Below are 16,379 nucleotides of genomic sequence, written 5' to 3'. Positions count from 1 at the left end.
AAATGACATTGTTGGATAAGATTACAGAAAAAGTACTGAAACAGATAGACAGCAGTTCCGGATTTAAGCAGGAGGGAGCCTACAATCTCCGGGAAAACGGAGTGTCGCTCTGTCACGGAGATACAGAACACATTAAGATCAAAAGGAAAGAGGATAAACCTGGAATAGATGTCTATATTGACGGTTCTGCAAAAGGGGAGCAGGTGCATATCCCTGTTGTTGTAAGTACGTCCGGAATGGTAGATATTGTGTACAATGATTTCTATATTGCAGACGGCGCAGATGTGACTATCGTGGCCGGATGCGGGATCCATAACAGCGGATGCAATGAAACACGGCACGACGGCATCCACGCATTTCACGTAGGAAAGGGTGCGAATGTACGTTATGAGGAGAAGCATTACGGCGAAGGGGAAGGAACCGGAGCAAGAGTGCTCAATCCGGTGACAAAGATTTATATGGAAGAAGATTCTGTTTTTACATTAGATACAGTGCAGATCAAAGGAGTGGATTCTACACAGCGTGAGACAGAAGTGACAATGGGGGCAGGAGCACGTCTTTATGTTTTGGAAAAGCTGATGACTCACGACGAACAGAAAGCGGAATCCAATATGGCCGTCTATATGAAGGGAGAAGGAAGCTCTGCCCAGATTATTTCCCGGTCTGTGGCAAAGGGCGGTTCTGTGCAGGTATTTCATCCAAGGGCTGTCGGAGAAGCCAAATGCCAGGCACATATCCAGTGTGATTCCATTATTATGGATCACGCCAGAGTACAGTCCATTCCGGAAATTGATGCCCGCCATCTGGATGCAGCGATCATCCATGAGGCGGCTATCGGAAGGATCAACAATGAACAGCTGATCAAGCTTCGGACATTCGGAATGACTGAGGAGGAAGCGGAAGGAGTCATTGTAGAGGCGTTTCTTAACTGATCCGCAAGAAAGAGAAGGGGAACAGATATGAATATGACAGAAAAGGCGGCGGCGCTTCTTACTGAGGTAAGGAGCCGTTCGCCTCTGATACATAATATTACCAACTATGTGACGGTCAACGACTGTGCTAATGTGACGCTGGCCATCGGCGCTTCCCCCATCATGGCAGATGACGAGAAAGAGACTGCGGATATTACAGCAATTTCCTCGGCTCTGGTACTGAATATCGGAACCTTAAATCACCGGACCATAGAATCGATGATCCTTGCAGGGGAAAAAGCCAACGAGTGCGGGATACCGGTTGTTCTGGATCCGGTAGGGGCGGGAGCGTCTCTGCTTCGGAACGATACGGTAAGAGAACTGACCCGGCAAATCCGTTTTTCTGTTATCCGTGGAAATCTCTCGGAGCTGTCCTATGTGGCAGGACTGCCGTCATCTACAAAGGGAGTAGACAGCTCTGACAGGGATACTGGAAATGATGCGGCGCAGGCGGCAAGAGAGGCGGCTGCCAGACTGGGATGTACGGCAGCCCTGACTGGAGCGGTGGATGTCATTACGGACGGAACAGAACTGGTGAAGATCCATAACGGTCATCCAATGCTCTCCAGAGTAACAGGAACAGGCTGCATGACGACTGCTTTGGTGGGCGCTTTCCTGGGCGCGGGAGGAGATCCTTTTACAGCGGCGGCATCAGGTGTAGCGGCAATGGGAATAGCCGGTGAACTTGCATTCCGGGAGGCAGGAGAAAAGGGAACCGGAAGTTTCCATATGGCTGTTATAGATGCTTTGAGCAGACTGGATGAAAAAACAGTGAAGGAGATGGCGCGATTTGAAGAAACAGGAAATTGATTACACGCTCTATCTGTGCACAGACAGAGATCTGATGAGCACAGACACCATTGAGGAAGCGGTAGAACAGGCAGTGAAAGGAGGATGCACGGTTGTGCAGCTTCGGGAGAAAGACTGCTCCTCTCTGGAATTTTATGAAACTGCCCTTCGGGTAAAAAAAATAACAGATGAATATAAGATACCGCTGATCATCAATGACAGAGTGGATATCGCGCTTGCCGTAAATGCAGACGGAGTCCATGTAGGGCAGGATGACCTGCCGGCGGCGTCTGTGCGCAGGATCCTCGGTGGAGACAAGGTGATCGGCGTGTCGGCAGGGAGTGTCCGGGAGGCAGTAAAAGCCCGGGAGGACGGCGCGGATTACCTGGGAGTAGGGGCCATGCATGCTACCAGCACCAAGACGGACGCAGATGTTACCACAGTGGAAGAATTAAAGAAAATCCGTGAGATGGTGGATCTTCCTATCGTTGCCATCGGCGGTATGAATAGGCAAACCCTTCCGGAACTGAAGGGGACGTGCGTTGACGGAATAGCAGTCGTTTCAGCAGTCATTGCCGCCGATGATATTGAACGGGCGGCAAGCGAACTTTCTGAAGCGGTTCGAAGTCAGAAAAAGCAGGAAAGAGAAGGATCATGATAACATACGGTGGAAAAGACTGGGAGGGAGCGGTATTCGACCTGGACGGAACGATTCTTGACTCCATGGGAGTCTGGGAGATCGTGGACAGGCGTTTCCTGGAGAACAACGGGCTTCCCTTTGAAAAAGACTACATACAGGATCTGCTTACCATGCATTTTGCACAGGCGGCAGAATATACAAAGAAGCGATACGCAATGGAAAAAAGTGAAGCTCAGATCATGGAAGAATGGTTCGCTATTGCGAAAGGGATGTATGCCGGCGAGGTGGAGCTTAAGCCTCATGCGGCGGAATATCTTGCGGCTTTAAGAGAAAGAGGAGTAAAAATCGCTGCTGCTACATCTTCGGATCCTCTTCTTTATGAGCCGGCTCTGAAACGGAACGGGGTTTATGATTATTTCCAGGCATTTGCACTGTCATCAGAGACAGAGCATGGAAAGGAAACGGCGGAGGTATATGAGCTTGCGGCAAAGAGGATCAGGGTTCCTCTGGAAAAATGCATTGTGTTCGAGGATATTCTGAAAGGGGTTCAAAATGCACGGGCAGCAGGATGCTATACAGTGGCCGTGGAGGATGCATCCTCGTCCCATGATGCAGAAAAGATACGCAGAGAGGCAGATATCTATATCTGTGATTATTTACAGCTGAAGGAGATAGAACAGTGAAGAGGAAAAGTGTGCTTACAATAGCCGGAAGTGACTGCAGCGGAGGAGCAGGCATTCAGGCAGATCTTAAGACGATGCTGGCAAACGGAGTGTACGGAATGAGTGCAGTGACAGCCCTTACGGCACAAAATACAACCGGAGTATATGGAATTATGGAATCCACTCCGGAGTTTTTGAGGAATCAGCTGGAATGCATCTTTCAGGATATCTTTCCGGACGCTGTCAAGATCGGTATGGTTTCTTCCGTCCTGCTGATCGAAGTGATCGCGGACGAACTGGTGAAGTGGAAGGCAGAAAATATCGTAGTGGATCCGGTCATGGTAGCCACCAGCGGAAGCAGCCTTTTGCAGGATGAGGCCAAAGAAGCGCTGGAATCAAAGCTCCTTCCCCTGGCGGCGGTGATCACGCCCAATATTCCTGAAGCGGAGGTACTCTCCGGTATTCAGATTGACAGTCCTAAGAAGATGGAGGAGGCGGCCTCCATCCTGGGAACGCGTTATCCCGGAGCCGTACTCATTAAAGGTGGACATGATATGAATGATGCCAATGATCTGCTCTTTTGGAGAGGGAAAATGATCTGGTTCAGGGGAGAGAGGATCGACAACCCCAACACTCATGGAACAGGGTGTACGCTCTCTTCTGCTATCGCCAGCAATCTGGCAAAAGGCTATGGAATGGAAAAGAGCATAGAGAGGGCGAAACAATATATTTCCGGCGCCCTTGGAGCAGGGCTTGATCTGGGAAAGGGAAGCGGACCTATGGATCACGGATATGCTTTGCCGGCATTTGAAACAAAGGATGTGTCGTATGAAGAAGAATAAAGGAAACAGCAGATGGAAGGCAATGGGCAAAGCGCTTAAGATGGAGCTTCGGGAGCACAAAAGTTCCTTTTTGGTGTATGTGATCCTGCGTGCGCTTGTCATTTGTGTAATGATTCTTCAGATCTTTAACCGGAATTTTGAAAATGTATTTCTCTGTATACTCACATTGATCCTTCTGATCGTGCCGAGCTTTATACAGGTGAATTTAAAGATCGAGTTTCCCACCGGATTGGAAATTATTTTGCTGTTTTTCATATTTGCGGCGGAAATTTTAGGAGAAATACAGGCATATTACATAAAGATACCGGAATGGGATACTGCTTTGCATACTACAAATGGATTTCTGATGGCGGCGATAGGATTTTCGTTGGTAGATATTTTGAACAGGAATGAACGTTTTTCCATTAAACTGTCTCCTTTATATGTGTCTCTTGGAGCGTTTTGCTTTTCCATGACCATCGGAGTGGTCTGGGAATTTTTTGAATTTGCCATGGATCGGTTTTTCGGTCTGGATATGCAGAAAGATACGGTTGTTCATTCTATCAGCTCTGTTATGCTGGATCCGGCAGGAGGCAATCATCCTGCTGTTATAAGAGATATCACGGATGTAGTGATAAACGGAGAAAGCCTGGGACTTGGAGGCTATCTGGATATTGGCCTTATTGATACTATGCAGGATCTGTTTGTCAATTTTATTGGGGCGGCAGTGTTTTCTGTTATCGGATATTTCTATGTAAAGAACCGGGGAAAAGGAAAATTTACCGGAAGGCTGATTCCGAGACCGAAGAAAAAAGAGCACGATTATTTGAAGCAGGTGCAGCGGGAAGAGGACACAGAATAATCATAATTTAAACAAAAAAACCTCACTTTTTTTCTCTATTATAAAAAGAAGAAAGTGAGGTTTTTTATGAAGAGAAAGGAAAAAATAGCGGCGGCGGTTATGATCCTGGGTGTGATTGCATGCGCTGTGGGCGTTTCGGTGGGCATGTACAGGGAAAAAGCGGAAGATAAAGAAACACAGGCTGATGATCAGAAACAGCAGTTACAAAAAGAGGAGATCAGGAAGATATATAATACGGACAGCCAGGAGGAGATCCGCGAGGAGTTGGATGACAAAAAGGAAGAGAAGGAATATTCCGAGAGCGACATGCTGGTAGAGTATAATCCTTTTGGCACAAATACGCTGTCTCTCTATGTATATTTTGAAAGTGAGCAGGCAGAAAATGTAAGCTGTACCATTCATGTAGAAGATGAAACTATACCGGATTATACGCAGCAGCTGACGGAGGACGGAAGCTATGTGACAGAGCATGAGTATCAGGTGCTGGGACTTGTGCCGGATCATCAAAATGAAATTATTTTTACCTTTTCTCTTCCGGACGGAAGTTCTTACCAGGAAACGATCACTTATGACATGGGAAGTCTGATGGGAACAGAAGAAACTGTATTGAAAAGTCAGGATGGAACAAGCGAAGAAGAGCTGGAGAACGGTCTGTATGTCATACTTGAAAATGACAGTTCCGGTCTGGATTTTATGTATTATTATGACAATAACGGGGTGATCCGCGGAGAAGTTCCCATCATCGGCTACCGGAGCCACCGGATTTTATTTGACGATGACAATATGTATTACAGCATCTCGGAGACAAGGATGGCGCAGATGGATGAGCTGGGCCAGATCACACAGGTATATGACCTGGGACAGTATGAACTGCACCATGATTATGTATTTGATGATGCAGGTAATATTTTGATCCTGGCCAGTGACACAGGCCAGGACAGTGTGGAAGACATTATTCTCCGGCTGGATACAGAGGATGGCACGGTAGAGGAGGTGCTGGATCTGGAAGATCTGTTCGGAAGTTATAAAGAATCCTGTACAGAGAACAGTGATGGCGAGCTGGACTGGATGCATATTAATACCATTCAGTGGATGGGTGAGGAAGAAATCCTTTTAAGCTCCAGGGAAACCTCTTCTATCATTAAAATAGGAGATATCTATGGTTCGCCTCAAATAGACTATATTATCAGCGATCCGGCAGTGTGGGAGAATACGGACTACAGCAGCTATGTACTGGAGAAAGACGGTGATTTTCCCAGTCAGGCAGGACAGCACAGCATTACGTATGTGGAGGATTCTTCTTTACCGGAAGGCCAGTATTATATTTATATGTTTAATAACAATATCGGCGTGAGTGAGACAAGACCTGAATTTGACTGGACCGTGATCCCGGGCGTACAGGATTCGGCTTCGGACGGCACGGCTTCCTATTTCTATAAATATCTGGTGGATGAGGAAAAAGGCACCTATCAGCTGACAGAGCGGTTTGAGCTTCCTTACTCAGGGTATGTGAGCAGTGTTCAGGAAATCGGAAATAATATTGTGGCAGACAGCGGTATGCAGGGAGTGTTTGGAGAATATGACAGCAGCGGTGAACTGATCCGGTCATTTACAATGGAAAAAGAATCGTTTATTTACAGAGTATATAAATATAATCTTTAATCCTGAGAAAAGGCATACATATTTTTTCCCCTTTTTGTTCATATTATGAATGAGATATCTGCGGAAACGCGGAAAAGGAATTATGCGGAAAGGAAAAGAGGGATCAGATATGGAAGTGTGTACAGAAAAACTGCTGGAAGAATGCAGCCAGGGATGCAAGATGGCGATCAACAGCATCAATCAGATACAGGAGCATATTGAAAATGACAGATTATCTGATGTAGTAAGCAGATATAAGAAAAAACACAGGGAACTGGAAAAGGAGGCGGCTGCTCTTCTGGAGGCAGAAGGAAAGGCGGAACCCTCCGTGAAGGCAGCCGCGTCCGCTATGTCATGGATTACTACAAATGTAAAACTTATGATGGATGAAGGCAGCGGACAGATCGCAAAACTTTTGATAGACGGATGTAATATGGGCGTTCAGGGGATTACGGAAAACATCCATAAATATAAGGAAGCCTCCAAAGAAAGCAAGTCACTGGCGCAGAAACTGGTGAAGCTGGAAGAGGATATGATGAAAGATATGAAAGAGTTCCTTTAAACAGGGACAGGGTAAAAATACCCTGTCTCTTTTTAACGAAATCTTAACATAAAACAGAAGATTTGAAGGGAAAAAACCATTGCATTTTTTGACAAAAGGTGTATGATAAAGTATATCGGCAATTCATACAAAAAGGAGGCTTTTTATGGACTCTGTTATCAACAAATTGACGGAAATTGAAGAAGCTGCTGATGCCATTGTGGCCCATGCAGAGGAACAGAAAGCGGTTCTTGACAAGGAGTATGAAGAAAGAAAAAAAGCGTTTGACAAAGAATTGGAAGCAAAAACTCAGAGTGAATTAAGTAAGATTCAGGAGGAGCTGGAGAAAGATAAAAAAAGGCTGCTGGACGGCCAGTCCGGCGCGAATGCCGGCAGTATCCGGCTGCTTCTAAAGGAGTATGACGAAAACCACACAAAGTATGCACAGGAAATACTGAAGCGGATTACAGAGGTGTAGCTTATGGGAAATATACTTGCCTACAGTGGGATCGTTACGAAAATACGTGCAATGGAGGCAAAGCTGCTCAGTCCAAAGCAGTTTGAAGAGATCAGTGCAATGAAGAGTGTGCCGGAGGTTGCGGCATATTTGATGGAAAAATCCTCGTATGGGGAGATACTGGACGGGATGCCGCCGGAAATGCTCCATCGCGGTAATATTGAGAAGCTGCTGCTGTTGTCGCTTTATAAGGATTACACGAAAATCTACCGTTTCGGCAGTCAGGATCAGAGACGTTTTCTCAGGCTTTATCTGAAACGGTATGAAGTGGAGCTCATTAATTACTGTCTGAGGATTGTCATAAATCATTACAGTGAGCCTTTTGATCTGCAGTACAAAAAAATGTTTTTTGATAAATACTCGCAGATCAATATTGACAGCCTTATCCACGCAAGAACGACAGACGAGCTGGTGGAAAATCTGAAAGGAACGGAATATTACGAGCCTCTGAAAAGGCTGCAGAACGGCCGTGCCGTTACCTTGTTTGATTATGATCTGGCGCTGAATTTGTACTATTTTACCGCTATATGGAAAGAGCGGAAAGGAATATTAAAGAGAATTTTGAGTGAGAAGGAGCTGGAAATTTATATCAAAGACTGCGGAGCAAAGATCAATATGCTGAATATTCAGTGGATTTATCGGGCAAAGAAATATTTCAGTCTTTCTTCTGCAGACATATATGCACTTCTCATTCCTGTTCACTATAAGATCAGTACAGATCTGGTGAAAGAAATGGTAGAGGCTCCTTCGGTGGAAGAGTTTTACCGCGCTTTTGAAAAGACATCTTATGCAAGACATTATGACTTTGAAAAAGATCTGACAATAGAGAGAATGTATGCGGATTACCTGCATTATCTGTATGTGACAGACCGGAGGAGAAACCCTTATTCCATTGCTTCTGTCAATACGTATCTCTTTTTAAAGGAAGAGGAGCTGCAGAAGCTGACCACCGCAATAGAATGCGTACGCTATGGTGTTTCGCCTGAAGAGACGCTGGAGTATATAGGAGGGCGGAAAACATGATTGTTAAGATGAAATTTATCAATATATCAGGGCCAAGGGATGATATTGACCGGGTGATGGACCTGTATTTGTCCAGATATGAGATACAGCTGGAATCAGCGCTTTCCGAGCTGAAAACAGTGGATAATCTCCGCCCCTTTGTGGAGATCAATCCCTATAAAGATGCTCTTTTAAAGGCCACGCAGTTTGTCGGCTTTCTGGAAGATTCGGACAGGATAGAACCGGACACCAAGATGGGGCTGGATGATATTTTTGAATTGATCCGCGCTACCAATGAAGAATTTCTTGCTATGGAAGCAAAGAAGGATTCTCTGAAGAAAAAGCAGGAAGATGTGCAGTCCAGACAGAGAGTGATAGAACCTTTCCGCCCGATTGACGGGGAATTAGATAAGATTTTAAGTTATAAATATATCGCCTACCGTTTTGGAAAACTTCCTGCAGAGCAGTACCAGAAAATGGAAAAGTTTTTGATGAACGATCTGGGCGCTATTTTTGTCAAAGGGCAGCAGGATGAAAGTATGGTATACGGCGCTTACTTTGTTTCTCCGGCGGAAGCCCACAAAGTAGACGCAGTATTTCGGTCCCTGCATTTTGAGCGGATCGACATACCGGCAGCGTACAGGGGAACACCTGAGCGTGTCTGCCAGGAATTGACAAAAGAAAGCTTTGATATCCAGAAACAGATCGGCGATATTGAAAAGGAAGAAGCAAAGCTGCTCACAGAAAAGGCTGCAAAACTTGTGGGAGCAAAAAAACGCCTGGAGGAGCTGGCTCACAATTTTGATGTGCGCAAGATGGCAGCCAGGGTGGAAGATAAAAAAGAAGATTATTATATTTTGTGCGGCTGGATGGCGGATGACGACGTAGAAAAGTTCATGGAAGAGGCAAAGGATGACGATAAAGTGTTTATTGTAGTGGAAGATGACCACGATAATTATTTCGGGGAGCCTCCTACCAAATTGGAGAATCCGAAGATCTTCCGGCCCTTTGAAATGTTTGTGGGTATGTATGGCCTTCCGTCTCACGATGAGATGGATCCCACAGTGTTTGTAGGACTTACTTATTCCTTTATTTTCGGCGTTATGTTCGGTGATGTGGGACAGGGACTGCTCCTGGTGATCGTGGGAGCTTTGATCTATCATTTTAAAAGGCTTCCTCTGGCCGGGATCATAGCGACAGCCGGAATCTTTTCCACGATCTTTGGTTTTATGTTCGGCAGTGTCTTCGGCTTTGAAAATATCATAGATCCGCTGTGGATCAGGCCGATCGATCATATGACGACGCTGCCCTTTGTAGGTAAACTGAATACAGTCTTTATCGTATCGGTGGCTTTTGGTATGGGACTGATCATTGTAGCGATGATCCTGCATATTATAAATGCGGTCAGGGCTAAAGATACGGCATCCACCTGGTTTGACGCAAACGGGGTGGCCGGACTTGTGTTTTATGCATCGGTTGCGGCGGTGATCGTCCTGTTTATGACAGGACATAATACTCCGGCGGGAATTGTACTTGGGGTAATGTTCGGTGTGCCTCTGCTTCTGATCCTTTTCAAGGAGCCATTGACAAATAAGATCAAGAAGAAAACGGCTAAAATGGAAGAGAGCAAGGCGATGTTCATTGTGGAAGGTTTTTTTGAGCTGTTTGAAACATTGTTAAGTTACTTTTCAAACACTCTTTCCTTTGTCCGTATCGGAGCATTTGCCGTAAGTCACGCAGCCATGATGGAAGTTGTCCTGATGCTTGCGGGCGCAGAAGAGGGAAGTCCCAACTGGGTAGTCATTGTCCTCGGCAACCTGTTTGTATGTCTGATGGAAGGGTTGGTTGTCGGCATTCAGGTACTCCGTCTGGAATATTATGAAATGTTCAGCCGTTTTTACAAAGGAAGCGGACGGGCGTTTGATCCATATACAAAGACGAAAAACAATAAAAAGTAGAGAAGGAGGAGAGCGAATATGACTCTTGCAGCCAGACTGATTCTTATTGCAGCTTTGATTTTAAGTATTATCATTCCTTTCGGATATTATCTGATCGGGGAAAAGAACAAGGGACGGTATAAACGGGCTCTTGGAGTGAATGTATTTTTCTTTTTCGGAGCGTTTGTGATCGGAGGCATTATGATGTTTTCCGGAATGGACGCACAGGCGGCGGAAGCAGCGGGAGAAGCTGCCTCTATGGCGACAGGACTTGGCTATATCGCAGCTGCTCTGGTTACCGGTTTATCCTGTATCGGCGGCGGTATCGCTGTGGCAAGCGCAGCAAGTGCGGCGCTTGGAGCAATCAGTGAAGATTCCAGCGTTCTTGGTAAATCACTGATCTTTGTAGGACTTGCAGAAGGTGTCTGCCTTTACGGGCTGATCATCTCCTTCATGATCCTGGGACAGCTGTAGCATGAAAATGTATTTAATCAGTGATAATGTAGATACCTATACAGGAATGCGCCTTGCAGGCGTTGATGGGGTTGTAGTTCATGAAAGAGAAGAACTCTATCATGCGCTCCAGAATGTTCTGCAGGACAAAACAGTAGGCATTGTTCTTCTGACGGAGAAATTCGGCAGAGAATTTCCGGATATCATTGATGAGTTCCGGCTGGAGAGAAAGATGCCTCTTCTGATCGAGATTCCTGACAGGCACGGAACCGGCCGCAGTAAAGACTTTATCACTTCTTATATTACAGAAGCAATCGGACTGAAATTATAAGACAGTAATCAAAAATAAGGAGGGATTCCTCTTGACATTAGAAGAAAAGATCGCACACATCCGAAGTGTATCCATGGAAGAAGCCAGGACAGAAGGAAATTCCATTATCAGCTCCTATAAAGAAGCATTGGAGAAGGTGTTTGAAGATCATAAAAGAGAGGCACAGCACCAGGCTCAGACCCGGATCAAAGCAGAGACGACCAATGCCAGACTGCAGAGAAACCAGGCTATGGCAAAGGCGCAGCTGGATCTGAAGCGGGAGCAGAGCAAAGTGCAGCAGGAGCTGAAGGACAAAATTTTTGATGAGGTGCATCAGCTTATCGCAGCATACAGAAAAACACCGGAATACGACCGTTTTCTTGCGGATTGCATTAAGAACGCACTGGATTTTGCCGGGCGGGAAGAAATGACAATTTATATTGATCCTTCCGATCAGGAGAAAAAGTCTGCTTTGGAAAAGGAAACAGGGGTGCTTCTTACGATCAGTGCGGAAGATTTTATAGGCGGGGTGCGCTCTGTCATCCGCAGCAGAAATATTCTGATCGATCATTCTTTTAAGACAGCTCTTCAGAATGAATATGATCAGTTCATGCTTCAGGGAGGTGAGGGACTTGGCTAATACCGGGAAAATTTACGGGATCAATGGTCCTGTCATCTATTTGAAGGGAAATACAGGATTCTGTATGTCGGAGATGGTATATGTCGGTGAAGAACATCTGGTAGGAGAAGTCATTGCCCTTGATAAAGACAGGACAACGATACAGGTTTATGAAGAAACATCCGGTCTTAGACCGGGGGAAGAAGTTATCGCATCGGGCGGACCTGTCTCAGTAACATTGGCTCCCGGCATACTGAATAATATTTTCGATGGAATCGAACGCCCTCTGGAGAAGATATCCGAGAGCGGCGGAGCATTTATCACCAAGGGAGTTTCCGTGGATTCCCTGGATAAGACAAAAAAATGGAGTACCCATATCACAGTAAAAGAAGGAGAATATCTTCACGGAGGAGATATCTTTGCAGAAGTGCCGGAAACCCGGGCTATTGTCCATAAATGTATGATCCCGCCTGATGTGGAAGGTACTGTCGTCTCAGTTGCAGAAGATGGAGACTACACCATAGAGGAAACGTTGATCGTGGTGGAGGGAAATAACGGGAAAAGAACTGAGGTCGCCATGGCACAGAAATGGCCGATCCGGACTGCCCGTCCTGTAAGCCAGCGGTTTTCCGCGTCTGTTCCCCTTGTGACAGGCCAGAGGATCATTGATACCATGTTTCCCATTGCAAAGGGAGGAACGGCGGCAATCCCAGGAGGATTCGGAACAGGAAAGACGATGACGCAGCACCAGATTGCAAAATGGTCGGATGCGGACATCATCATTTATATTGGATGCGGAGAGCGTGGAAATGAAATGACCCAGGTTCTGGAAGAGTTTGCCGAGCTGACAGATCCAAGAACGGGGAACCCTTTGATGGACCGGACCACGCTTATCGCCAACACATCCAACATGCCGGTGGCTGCCAGAGAAGCCAGCATTTACACAGGTCTTACTCTGGCGGAGTATTATCGGGACATGGGATATGACGTGGCGATCATGGCGGACTCTACATCCCGGTGGGCAGAGGCATTAAGGGAGCTGTCCGGACGTTTGGAGGAAATGCCGGCGGAAGAAGGTTTCCCTGCTTATCTTGCCTCAAGGCTTTCGGCGTTTTATGAAAGGGCAGGTATGATGCATAATCTGAATGGAACAGACGGCTCTGTCTCTATTATCGGGGCAGTGTCCCCACAGGGAGGAGATTTCTCGGAGCCTGTCACCCAGAATACGAAGCGGTTCGTGCGGTGTTTCTGGGGATTGGATAAGAGTCTTGCCTACTCCCGACATTTCCCGGCGATTCACTGGCTTAGCAGTTACAGTGAATATCTGGGAGATCTGGCGCCCTGGTACCAGGATAACGTATCGCCGAAATTTGTCGATTACAGAAACCGCCTGATGGCGCTTCTCAATCAGGAGAGCAGTCTTCTGGAAATTGTCAAGCTGATCGGAAGCGATGTGCTTCCTGATGATCAGAAGCTGATCCTGGAGATCGCCAGAGTGATCCGTCTGGGATTCCTGCAGCAGAACGCTTTCCATAAGGATGACACCTGCGTTTCTATGGAAAAGCAGTTTTTAATGATGGATACCATACTTTATCTCTATAAACAGGCAAGAGCGCTGGTGACAATGGGGCATCCCATGTCTGTTTTGAAAGCGGAAAATATTTTTGAGCGTGTCATTTCCATTAAATATGATGTTCCGAATGACCGGCTGGAAATGTTTGCACAGTACCATCGTGACATTGACGCGTTTTATCAGCGCGTATTGGAAAAGAATGCGTAAAGGGGGAAATAGATCATGCCAATAGAATATCTTGGACTTAGCAACATCAATGGCCCTCTGATCGCCATGGAAGGGATACAGGATGCCTTTTATGATGAGATTGTGGAATTTGTTGTAAATGGTACGGAAAGAAGAATCGGACGTATCATTGAGCTGTATGAAGATAAAGCCGTGATCCAGGTGTTTGAAGGGTCGGAAGGTATGTCCCTTAAGAATACCCATACCAGGCTGACCGGGCATCCTATGGAGATCGCGCTTTCCAAAGATATGCTGGGACGGACGTTCAATGGGATTGGCCAGCCTATCGATGATCTGGGACCCATCGTCTCCAGATTGAAGAGGGATGTCAACGGCCTTCCGCTGAATCCGGTCAAGAGGGAATATCCGAGAAACTATATCCGGACAGGGATCTCGGCGATTGACGGACTCACCACGCTGATTCGCGGGCAGAAATTGCCTATCTTTTCCGGGAACGGACTTCCCCATGACCAGCTGGCTGCCCAGATCGTAAAGCAGGCGTCCCTCGGAGAGGATTCCAATGAGGAGTTTGCCATTGTATTTGCGGCCATGGGTGTGAAACATGACGTGGCGGACTTTTTCCGAAGGACATTTGAGGAGAGCGGGGCGGCAGACCATGTTGCCATGTTTCTGAACCTGGCAAATGACCCGGTGGTGGAACGTCTGATCACGCCAAAGGTAGCGCTGACGGTTGCCGAATACCTGGCGTTTGAGCAGAATATGCATATCCTTGTTATATTGACGGATATGACATCCTTTGCAGAGGCCATGCGTGAAGTTTCTTCCTCAAAAGGAGAGATTCCCAGCCGAAAAGGATTTCCCGGCTATCTGTACAGTGAGCTGGCGGCCATTTATGAGCGTGCGGGCATTGTCCGCGGCGTAAACGGTTCCGTGACACAGATTCCCATCCTGACTATGCCGAACGATGATATCACTCATCCGATCCCGGATCTGACCGGATATATTACAGAGGGGCAGATCGTTCTGGACCGCAATCTGAACGGACAGTCTATCTATCCGCCTATCAGTGTCCTTCCATCTCTTTCCCGTCTGATGAAGGACGGCATCGGCGAGGGTTATACAAGGGAAGATCATCAGGATCTTGCCAATCAGCTCTTTTCCGCCTATGCAAAAGTAGGAGATGCAAGGAACCTTGCTTCTGTTATCGGGGAAGATGAACTGTCACCTATTGACAAGGAATATCTTGCTTTCGGAAAAGAATTTGAAGAAAAATATATCGGACAGGGTGCGGAGGAGAACCGTACCATTGAAGAGACATTGAATCTGGGCTGGGAGCTTTTGGGAAGGCTTCCGAAAGAAGAACTGGACCGTGTGGATACAAAGATACTGGATAAATATTATCATCCCACAAAACGGGACGAGGGCGTTACTACAAGCGCAAGTCCGGGTTCCATTGCCAATCAGTAGAGCAATCTTATAAGTATTCATAAGAAGGGAGGGACGTTATGGATCCGCGTACATTTCCGACCAAGGGAAATCTGATGCTGGCGAAAAACTCGCTGGCCCTTGCCAGGCAGGGATATGAGCTGATGGATAAGAAGAGAAATATTCTGATCCGCGAGCTGATGGAACTGATTGACGAGGCCAGGAGCATCCAGGAAGAGATTGACAGCACCTTTACCTATGCGTATCAGTGCCTGCAAAGAGCCAATATTGAGAACGGGATCAGCACAATCTCTCAGATTGCTTATACGGTTCCTATTGAGGATTCCGTAGTGATCCAGACGAGAAGTATCATGGGGACAGAGATACCTCATGTGAAATACACACCCTCCGCTGCCGTTCCCACTTATGCATTCAGCACGACAAAGGAGTCGGTAGATCAGGCGGTGGAGGCCTTCCGTAAGGTAAAAGACCTGACCGTCAAGCTGTCCATGGTAGAGAATGCAGCCTACCGGCTGGCAGCCAATATTAAGAAAACACAGAAGAGGGCGAACGCCCTTCAGAATATCACAATTCCTATGTATACAAATCTTGTGTATACCATTACCAATGCACTGGAAGAAAAAGAACGGGAAGAATTTACCCGTCTGAAGGTCATTAAGAGACGAAAGCAGGGGTAAATAGGGAGAGGGATTTCTTCATTAGGGATGGATTTTTTTGAAAAATCCATCCCTAATTTTATATGTAAAACCGAAAACAGCTGTAAAATTTTAAGTTGAATTTTATAGCTTATCTACATATAATAAAGACAGAAAGAATACTGTAAATAGAAAGAAGGGATTTATATGCCGAATATTTTACCGGTATCTGATTTGAGAAATTATAATGAAGTTTTAAAAAAATGCAGGACAGGGGAGCCAGTATTTCTGACAAAAAATGGAAGAGGACGTTTTGTAGTACTGGACATAGAGGATTATGAGCGTGATCGCGCGGAGAAAAAGTTGTTAATGAAACTGCAGGAGGCAGAGGAGGCAGTCAAAAGTGGTGAAGGCTGGCTTAGTCTGGATGAATTAAAAGAACTTATGCAGGAGTAAATTATGCTGAAATTGCGGATTAACCCGTTTGTTGCAGCGGACTTAAAAGAGATACGTGATTATATCGCTGAAGATAATCCGGAATACGCTGCAAAGACGATAAAAGAAATTTATGCTAAATTTGAGAACATTCAAGTATTCCCTGCAATGGGGACAGATCTCTCTAAAAAGGTCAGCTTTCAAACAGACTACAAATATACTGTTTGGAAGAACTATGTGATTATTTATAAGGTGGTAGAAGAGTATGTGGAAATCTATCGAGTGGTAAATCGCTACAGAGATATTATGAGGATTTTTGAATAGAGGAATTGATGGAGA

The 16,379-nt window shown here is 46.1% G+C and carries 19 protein-coding genes; all 19 read left to right on the top strand.

The genetic code is table 11. From position 1 onward, the window contains the following. Positions 1-2 precede the first annotated feature (2 nt). The 19 genes from R2J37_RS13900 to R2J37_RS13810 all read left to right on the top strand — a co-directional run bounded on the left by R2J37_RS13900 (position 3) and on the right by R2J37_RS13810 (position 16,364). On the top strand, positions 3-932 hold the full coding sequence (locus tag R2J37_RS13900; protein ID WP_230107583.1) for a SufB/SufD family protein: 930 nt from the start codon (positions 3-5) through the stop codon (positions 930-932). Positions 933-959: 27 nt separating this feature from the next. Further along, the gene (gene thiM / locus R2J37_RS13895) at positions 960-1,781 is read left to right on the top strand and encodes a hydroxyethylthiazole kinase (protein ID WP_316265626.1); all 822 of its coding nucleotides are present in this window, start codon (positions 960-962) and stop codon (positions 1,779-1,781) included. Further along, positions 1,762-2,418, top strand: coding sequence for a thiamine phosphate synthase (thiE, locus tag R2J37_RS13890; RefSeq protein ID WP_331490096.1), 657 nt, complete (start codon positions 1,762-1,764; stop codon positions 2,416-2,418). The genes thiM and thiE overlap by 20 nt, the downstream gene beginning before the upstream one ends. Next, positions 2,415-3,083 carry an HAD family hydrolase gene (locus tag R2J37_RS13885; RefSeq protein ID WP_230105131.1) on the top strand — a complete coding sequence of 223 codons (669 nt, stop codon included), beginning with the start codon at positions 2,415-2,417 and terminating at the stop codon, positions 3,081-3,083. The genes thiE and R2J37_RS13885 overlap by 4 nt, the downstream gene beginning before the upstream one ends. Beyond that, positions 3,080-3,904, top strand: a complete 825-nt coding sequence (thiD, locus tag R2J37_RS13880; RefSeq protein ID WP_230105132.1) for a bifunctional hydroxymethylpyrimidine kinase/phosphomethylpyrimidine kinase — start codon at positions 3,080-3,082, stop codon at positions 3,902-3,904. Before R2J37_RS13885 ends, thiD begins: the two co-directional genes overlap by 4 nt. Further along, positions 3,882-4,745 (top strand): DUF2238 domain-containing protein, encoded by an 864-nt coding sequence (locus tag R2J37_RS13875; protein WP_416387391.1) that lies wholly within the window; start codon positions 3,882-3,884, stop codon positions 4,743-4,745. The genes thiD and R2J37_RS13875 overlap by 23 nt, the downstream gene beginning before the upstream one ends. A gap of 66 nt (positions 4,746-4,811) precedes the next feature. Further along, entirely contained in the window at positions 4,812-6,407 is a 1,596-nt protein-coding gene (locus R2J37_RS13870; protein WP_316265622.1) for an aryl-sulfate sulfotransferase, read from the top strand. A gap of 82 nt (positions 6,408-6,489) precedes the next feature. Beyond that, positions 6,490-6,948: a hypothetical protein gene (locus tag R2J37_RS13865; RefSeq protein WP_230105135.1), complete on the top strand. Its 459-nt coding sequence runs from the start codon at positions 6,490-6,492 to the stop codon at positions 6,946-6,948. Positions 6,949-7,093: 145 nt separating this feature from the next. After that, positions 7,094-7,405 (top strand): hypothetical protein, encoded by a 312-nt coding sequence (locus tag R2J37_RS13860; RefSeq protein ID WP_256193021.1) that lies wholly within the window; start codon positions 7,094-7,096, stop codon positions 7,403-7,405. Between the two features lie 3 nt (positions 7,406-7,408). Further along, positions 7,409-8,467, top strand: coding sequence for a V0D/AC39 family V-type ATPase subunit (locus tag R2J37_RS13855; RefSeq protein ID WP_256193022.1), 1,059 nt, complete (start codon positions 7,409-7,411; stop codon positions 8,465-8,467). After that, positions 8,464-10,404 (top strand): V-type ATP synthase subunit I, encoded by a 1,941-nt coding sequence (locus R2J37_RS13850; protein ID WP_230105138.1) that lies wholly within the window; start codon positions 8,464-8,466, stop codon positions 10,402-10,404. The genes R2J37_RS13855 and R2J37_RS13850 overlap by 4 nt, the downstream gene beginning before the upstream one ends. Before the next feature lie 18 nt (positions 10,405-10,422). Further along, positions 10,423-10,857, top strand: coding sequence for an ATP synthase subunit C (locus R2J37_RS13845; protein ID WP_230105139.1), 435 nt, complete (start codon positions 10,423-10,425; stop codon positions 10,855-10,857). 1 nt (position 10,858) lies between these two features. Continuing rightward, complete coding sequence (locus tag R2J37_RS13840; RefSeq protein WP_230105140.1) at positions 10,859-11,167, top strand: V-type ATP synthase subunit F; 309 nt, start codon at positions 10,859-10,861, stop codon at positions 11,165-11,167. A gap of 31 nt (positions 11,168-11,198) precedes the next feature. Then, positions 11,199-11,786 carry a V-type ATP synthase subunit E gene (locus tag R2J37_RS13835; RefSeq protein ID WP_230105141.1) on the top strand — a complete coding sequence of 196 codons (588 nt, stop codon included), beginning with the start codon at positions 11,199-11,201 and terminating at the stop codon, positions 11,784-11,786. Continuing rightward, positions 11,779-13,545, top strand: coding sequence for a V-type ATP synthase subunit A (locus R2J37_RS13830; protein ID WP_230105142.1), 1,767 nt, complete (start codon positions 11,779-11,781; stop codon positions 13,543-13,545). Before R2J37_RS13835 ends, R2J37_RS13830 begins: the two co-directional genes overlap by 8 nt. A 15-nt stretch (positions 13,546-13,560) precedes the next feature. Further along, positions 13,561-14,991 (top strand): V-type ATP synthase subunit B, encoded by a 1,431-nt coding sequence (locus R2J37_RS13825; protein ID WP_230105143.1) that lies wholly within the window; start codon positions 13,561-13,563, stop codon positions 14,989-14,991. Positions 14,992-15,029: 38 nt separating this feature from the next. Further along, the gene (locus R2J37_RS13820) at positions 15,030-15,647 is read left to right on the top strand and encodes a V-type ATP synthase subunit D (protein WP_230105144.1); all 618 of its coding nucleotides are present in this window, start codon (positions 15,030-15,032) and stop codon (positions 15,645-15,647) included. Positions 15,648-15,812: 165 nt separating this feature from the next. Beyond that, positions 15,813-16,061 carry a type II toxin-antitoxin system prevent-host-death family antitoxin gene (locus R2J37_RS13815; RefSeq protein WP_316265619.1) on the top strand — a complete coding sequence of 83 codons (249 nt, stop codon included), beginning with the start codon at positions 15,813-15,815 and terminating at the stop codon, positions 16,059-16,061. Positions 16,062-16,064: 3 nt separating this feature from the next. Next, positions 16,065-16,364: a type II toxin-antitoxin system RelE/ParE family toxin gene (locus R2J37_RS13810; protein ID WP_316265618.1), complete on the top strand. Its 300-nt coding sequence runs from the start codon at positions 16,065-16,067 to the stop codon at positions 16,362-16,364. The last annotated feature ends 15 nt before the right edge of the window (positions 16,365-16,379 follow it).

Source organism: Claveliimonas bilis, assembly GCF_030296775.1.
Taxonomy (GTDB): Bacteria; Bacillota; Clostridia; order Lachnospirales; family Lachnospiraceae; genus Claveliimonas; species Claveliimonas bilis.
This window is presented reverse-complemented; position numbering and strand designations above follow the sequence as displayed.

Coding starts and splice junctions, on each gene's coding strand:
- R2J37_RS13875 (WP_416387391.1), top strand. CDS start 3,882: ATGTGTCGTATGAAGAAGAATAAAGGAAACAGCAGATGGAAGGCAATG.
- R2J37_RS13900 (WP_230107583.1), top strand. CDS start 3: ATGACATTGTTGGATAAGATTACAGAAAAAGTACTGAAACAGATAGAC.
- R2J37_RS13850 (WP_230105138.1), top strand. CDS start 8,464: ATGATTGTTAAGATGAAATTTATCAATATATCAGGGCCAAGGGATGAT.
- R2J37_RS13845 (WP_230105139.1), top strand. CDS start 10,423: ATGACTCTTGCAGCCAGACTGATTCTTATTGCAGCTTTGATTTTAAGT.
- R2J37_RS13815 (WP_316265619.1), top strand. CDS start 15,813: ATGCCGAATATTTTACCGGTATCTGATTTGAGAAATTATAATGAAGTT.
- R2J37_RS13870 (WP_316265622.1), top strand. CDS start 4,812: ATGAAGAGAAAGGAAAAAATAGCGGCGGCGGTTATGATCCTGGGTGTG.
- R2J37_RS13865 (WP_230105135.1), top strand. CDS start 6,490: ATGCGGAAAGGAAAAGAGGGATCAGATATGGAAGTGTGTACAGAAAAA.
- R2J37_RS13860 (WP_256193021.1), top strand. CDS start 7,094: ATGGACTCTGTTATCAACAAATTGACGGAAATTGAAGAAGCTGCTGAT.
- R2J37_RS13820 (WP_230105144.1), top strand. CDS start 15,030: ATGGATCCGCGTACATTTCCGACCAAGGGAAATCTGATGCTGGCGAAA.
- thiM (WP_316265626.1), top strand. CDS start 960: ATGAATATGACAGAAAAGGCGGCGGCGCTTCTTACTGAGGTAAGGAGC.
- R2J37_RS13855 (WP_256193022.1), top strand. CDS start 7,409: ATGGGAAATATACTTGCCTACAGTGGGATCGTTACGAAAATACGTGCA.
- R2J37_RS13810 (WP_316265618.1), top strand. CDS start 16,065: ATGCTGAAATTGCGGATTAACCCGTTTGTTGCAGCGGACTTAAAAGAG.
- R2J37_RS13840 (WP_230105140.1), top strand. CDS start 10,859: ATGAAAATGTATTTAATCAGTGATAATGTAGATACCTATACAGGAATG.
- R2J37_RS13885 (WP_230105131.1), top strand. CDS start 2,415: ATGATAACATACGGTGGAAAAGACTGGGAGGGAGCGGTATTCGACCTG.
- R2J37_RS13825 (WP_230105143.1), top strand. CDS start 13,561: ATGCCAATAGAATATCTTGGACTTAGCAACATCAATGGCCCTCTGATC.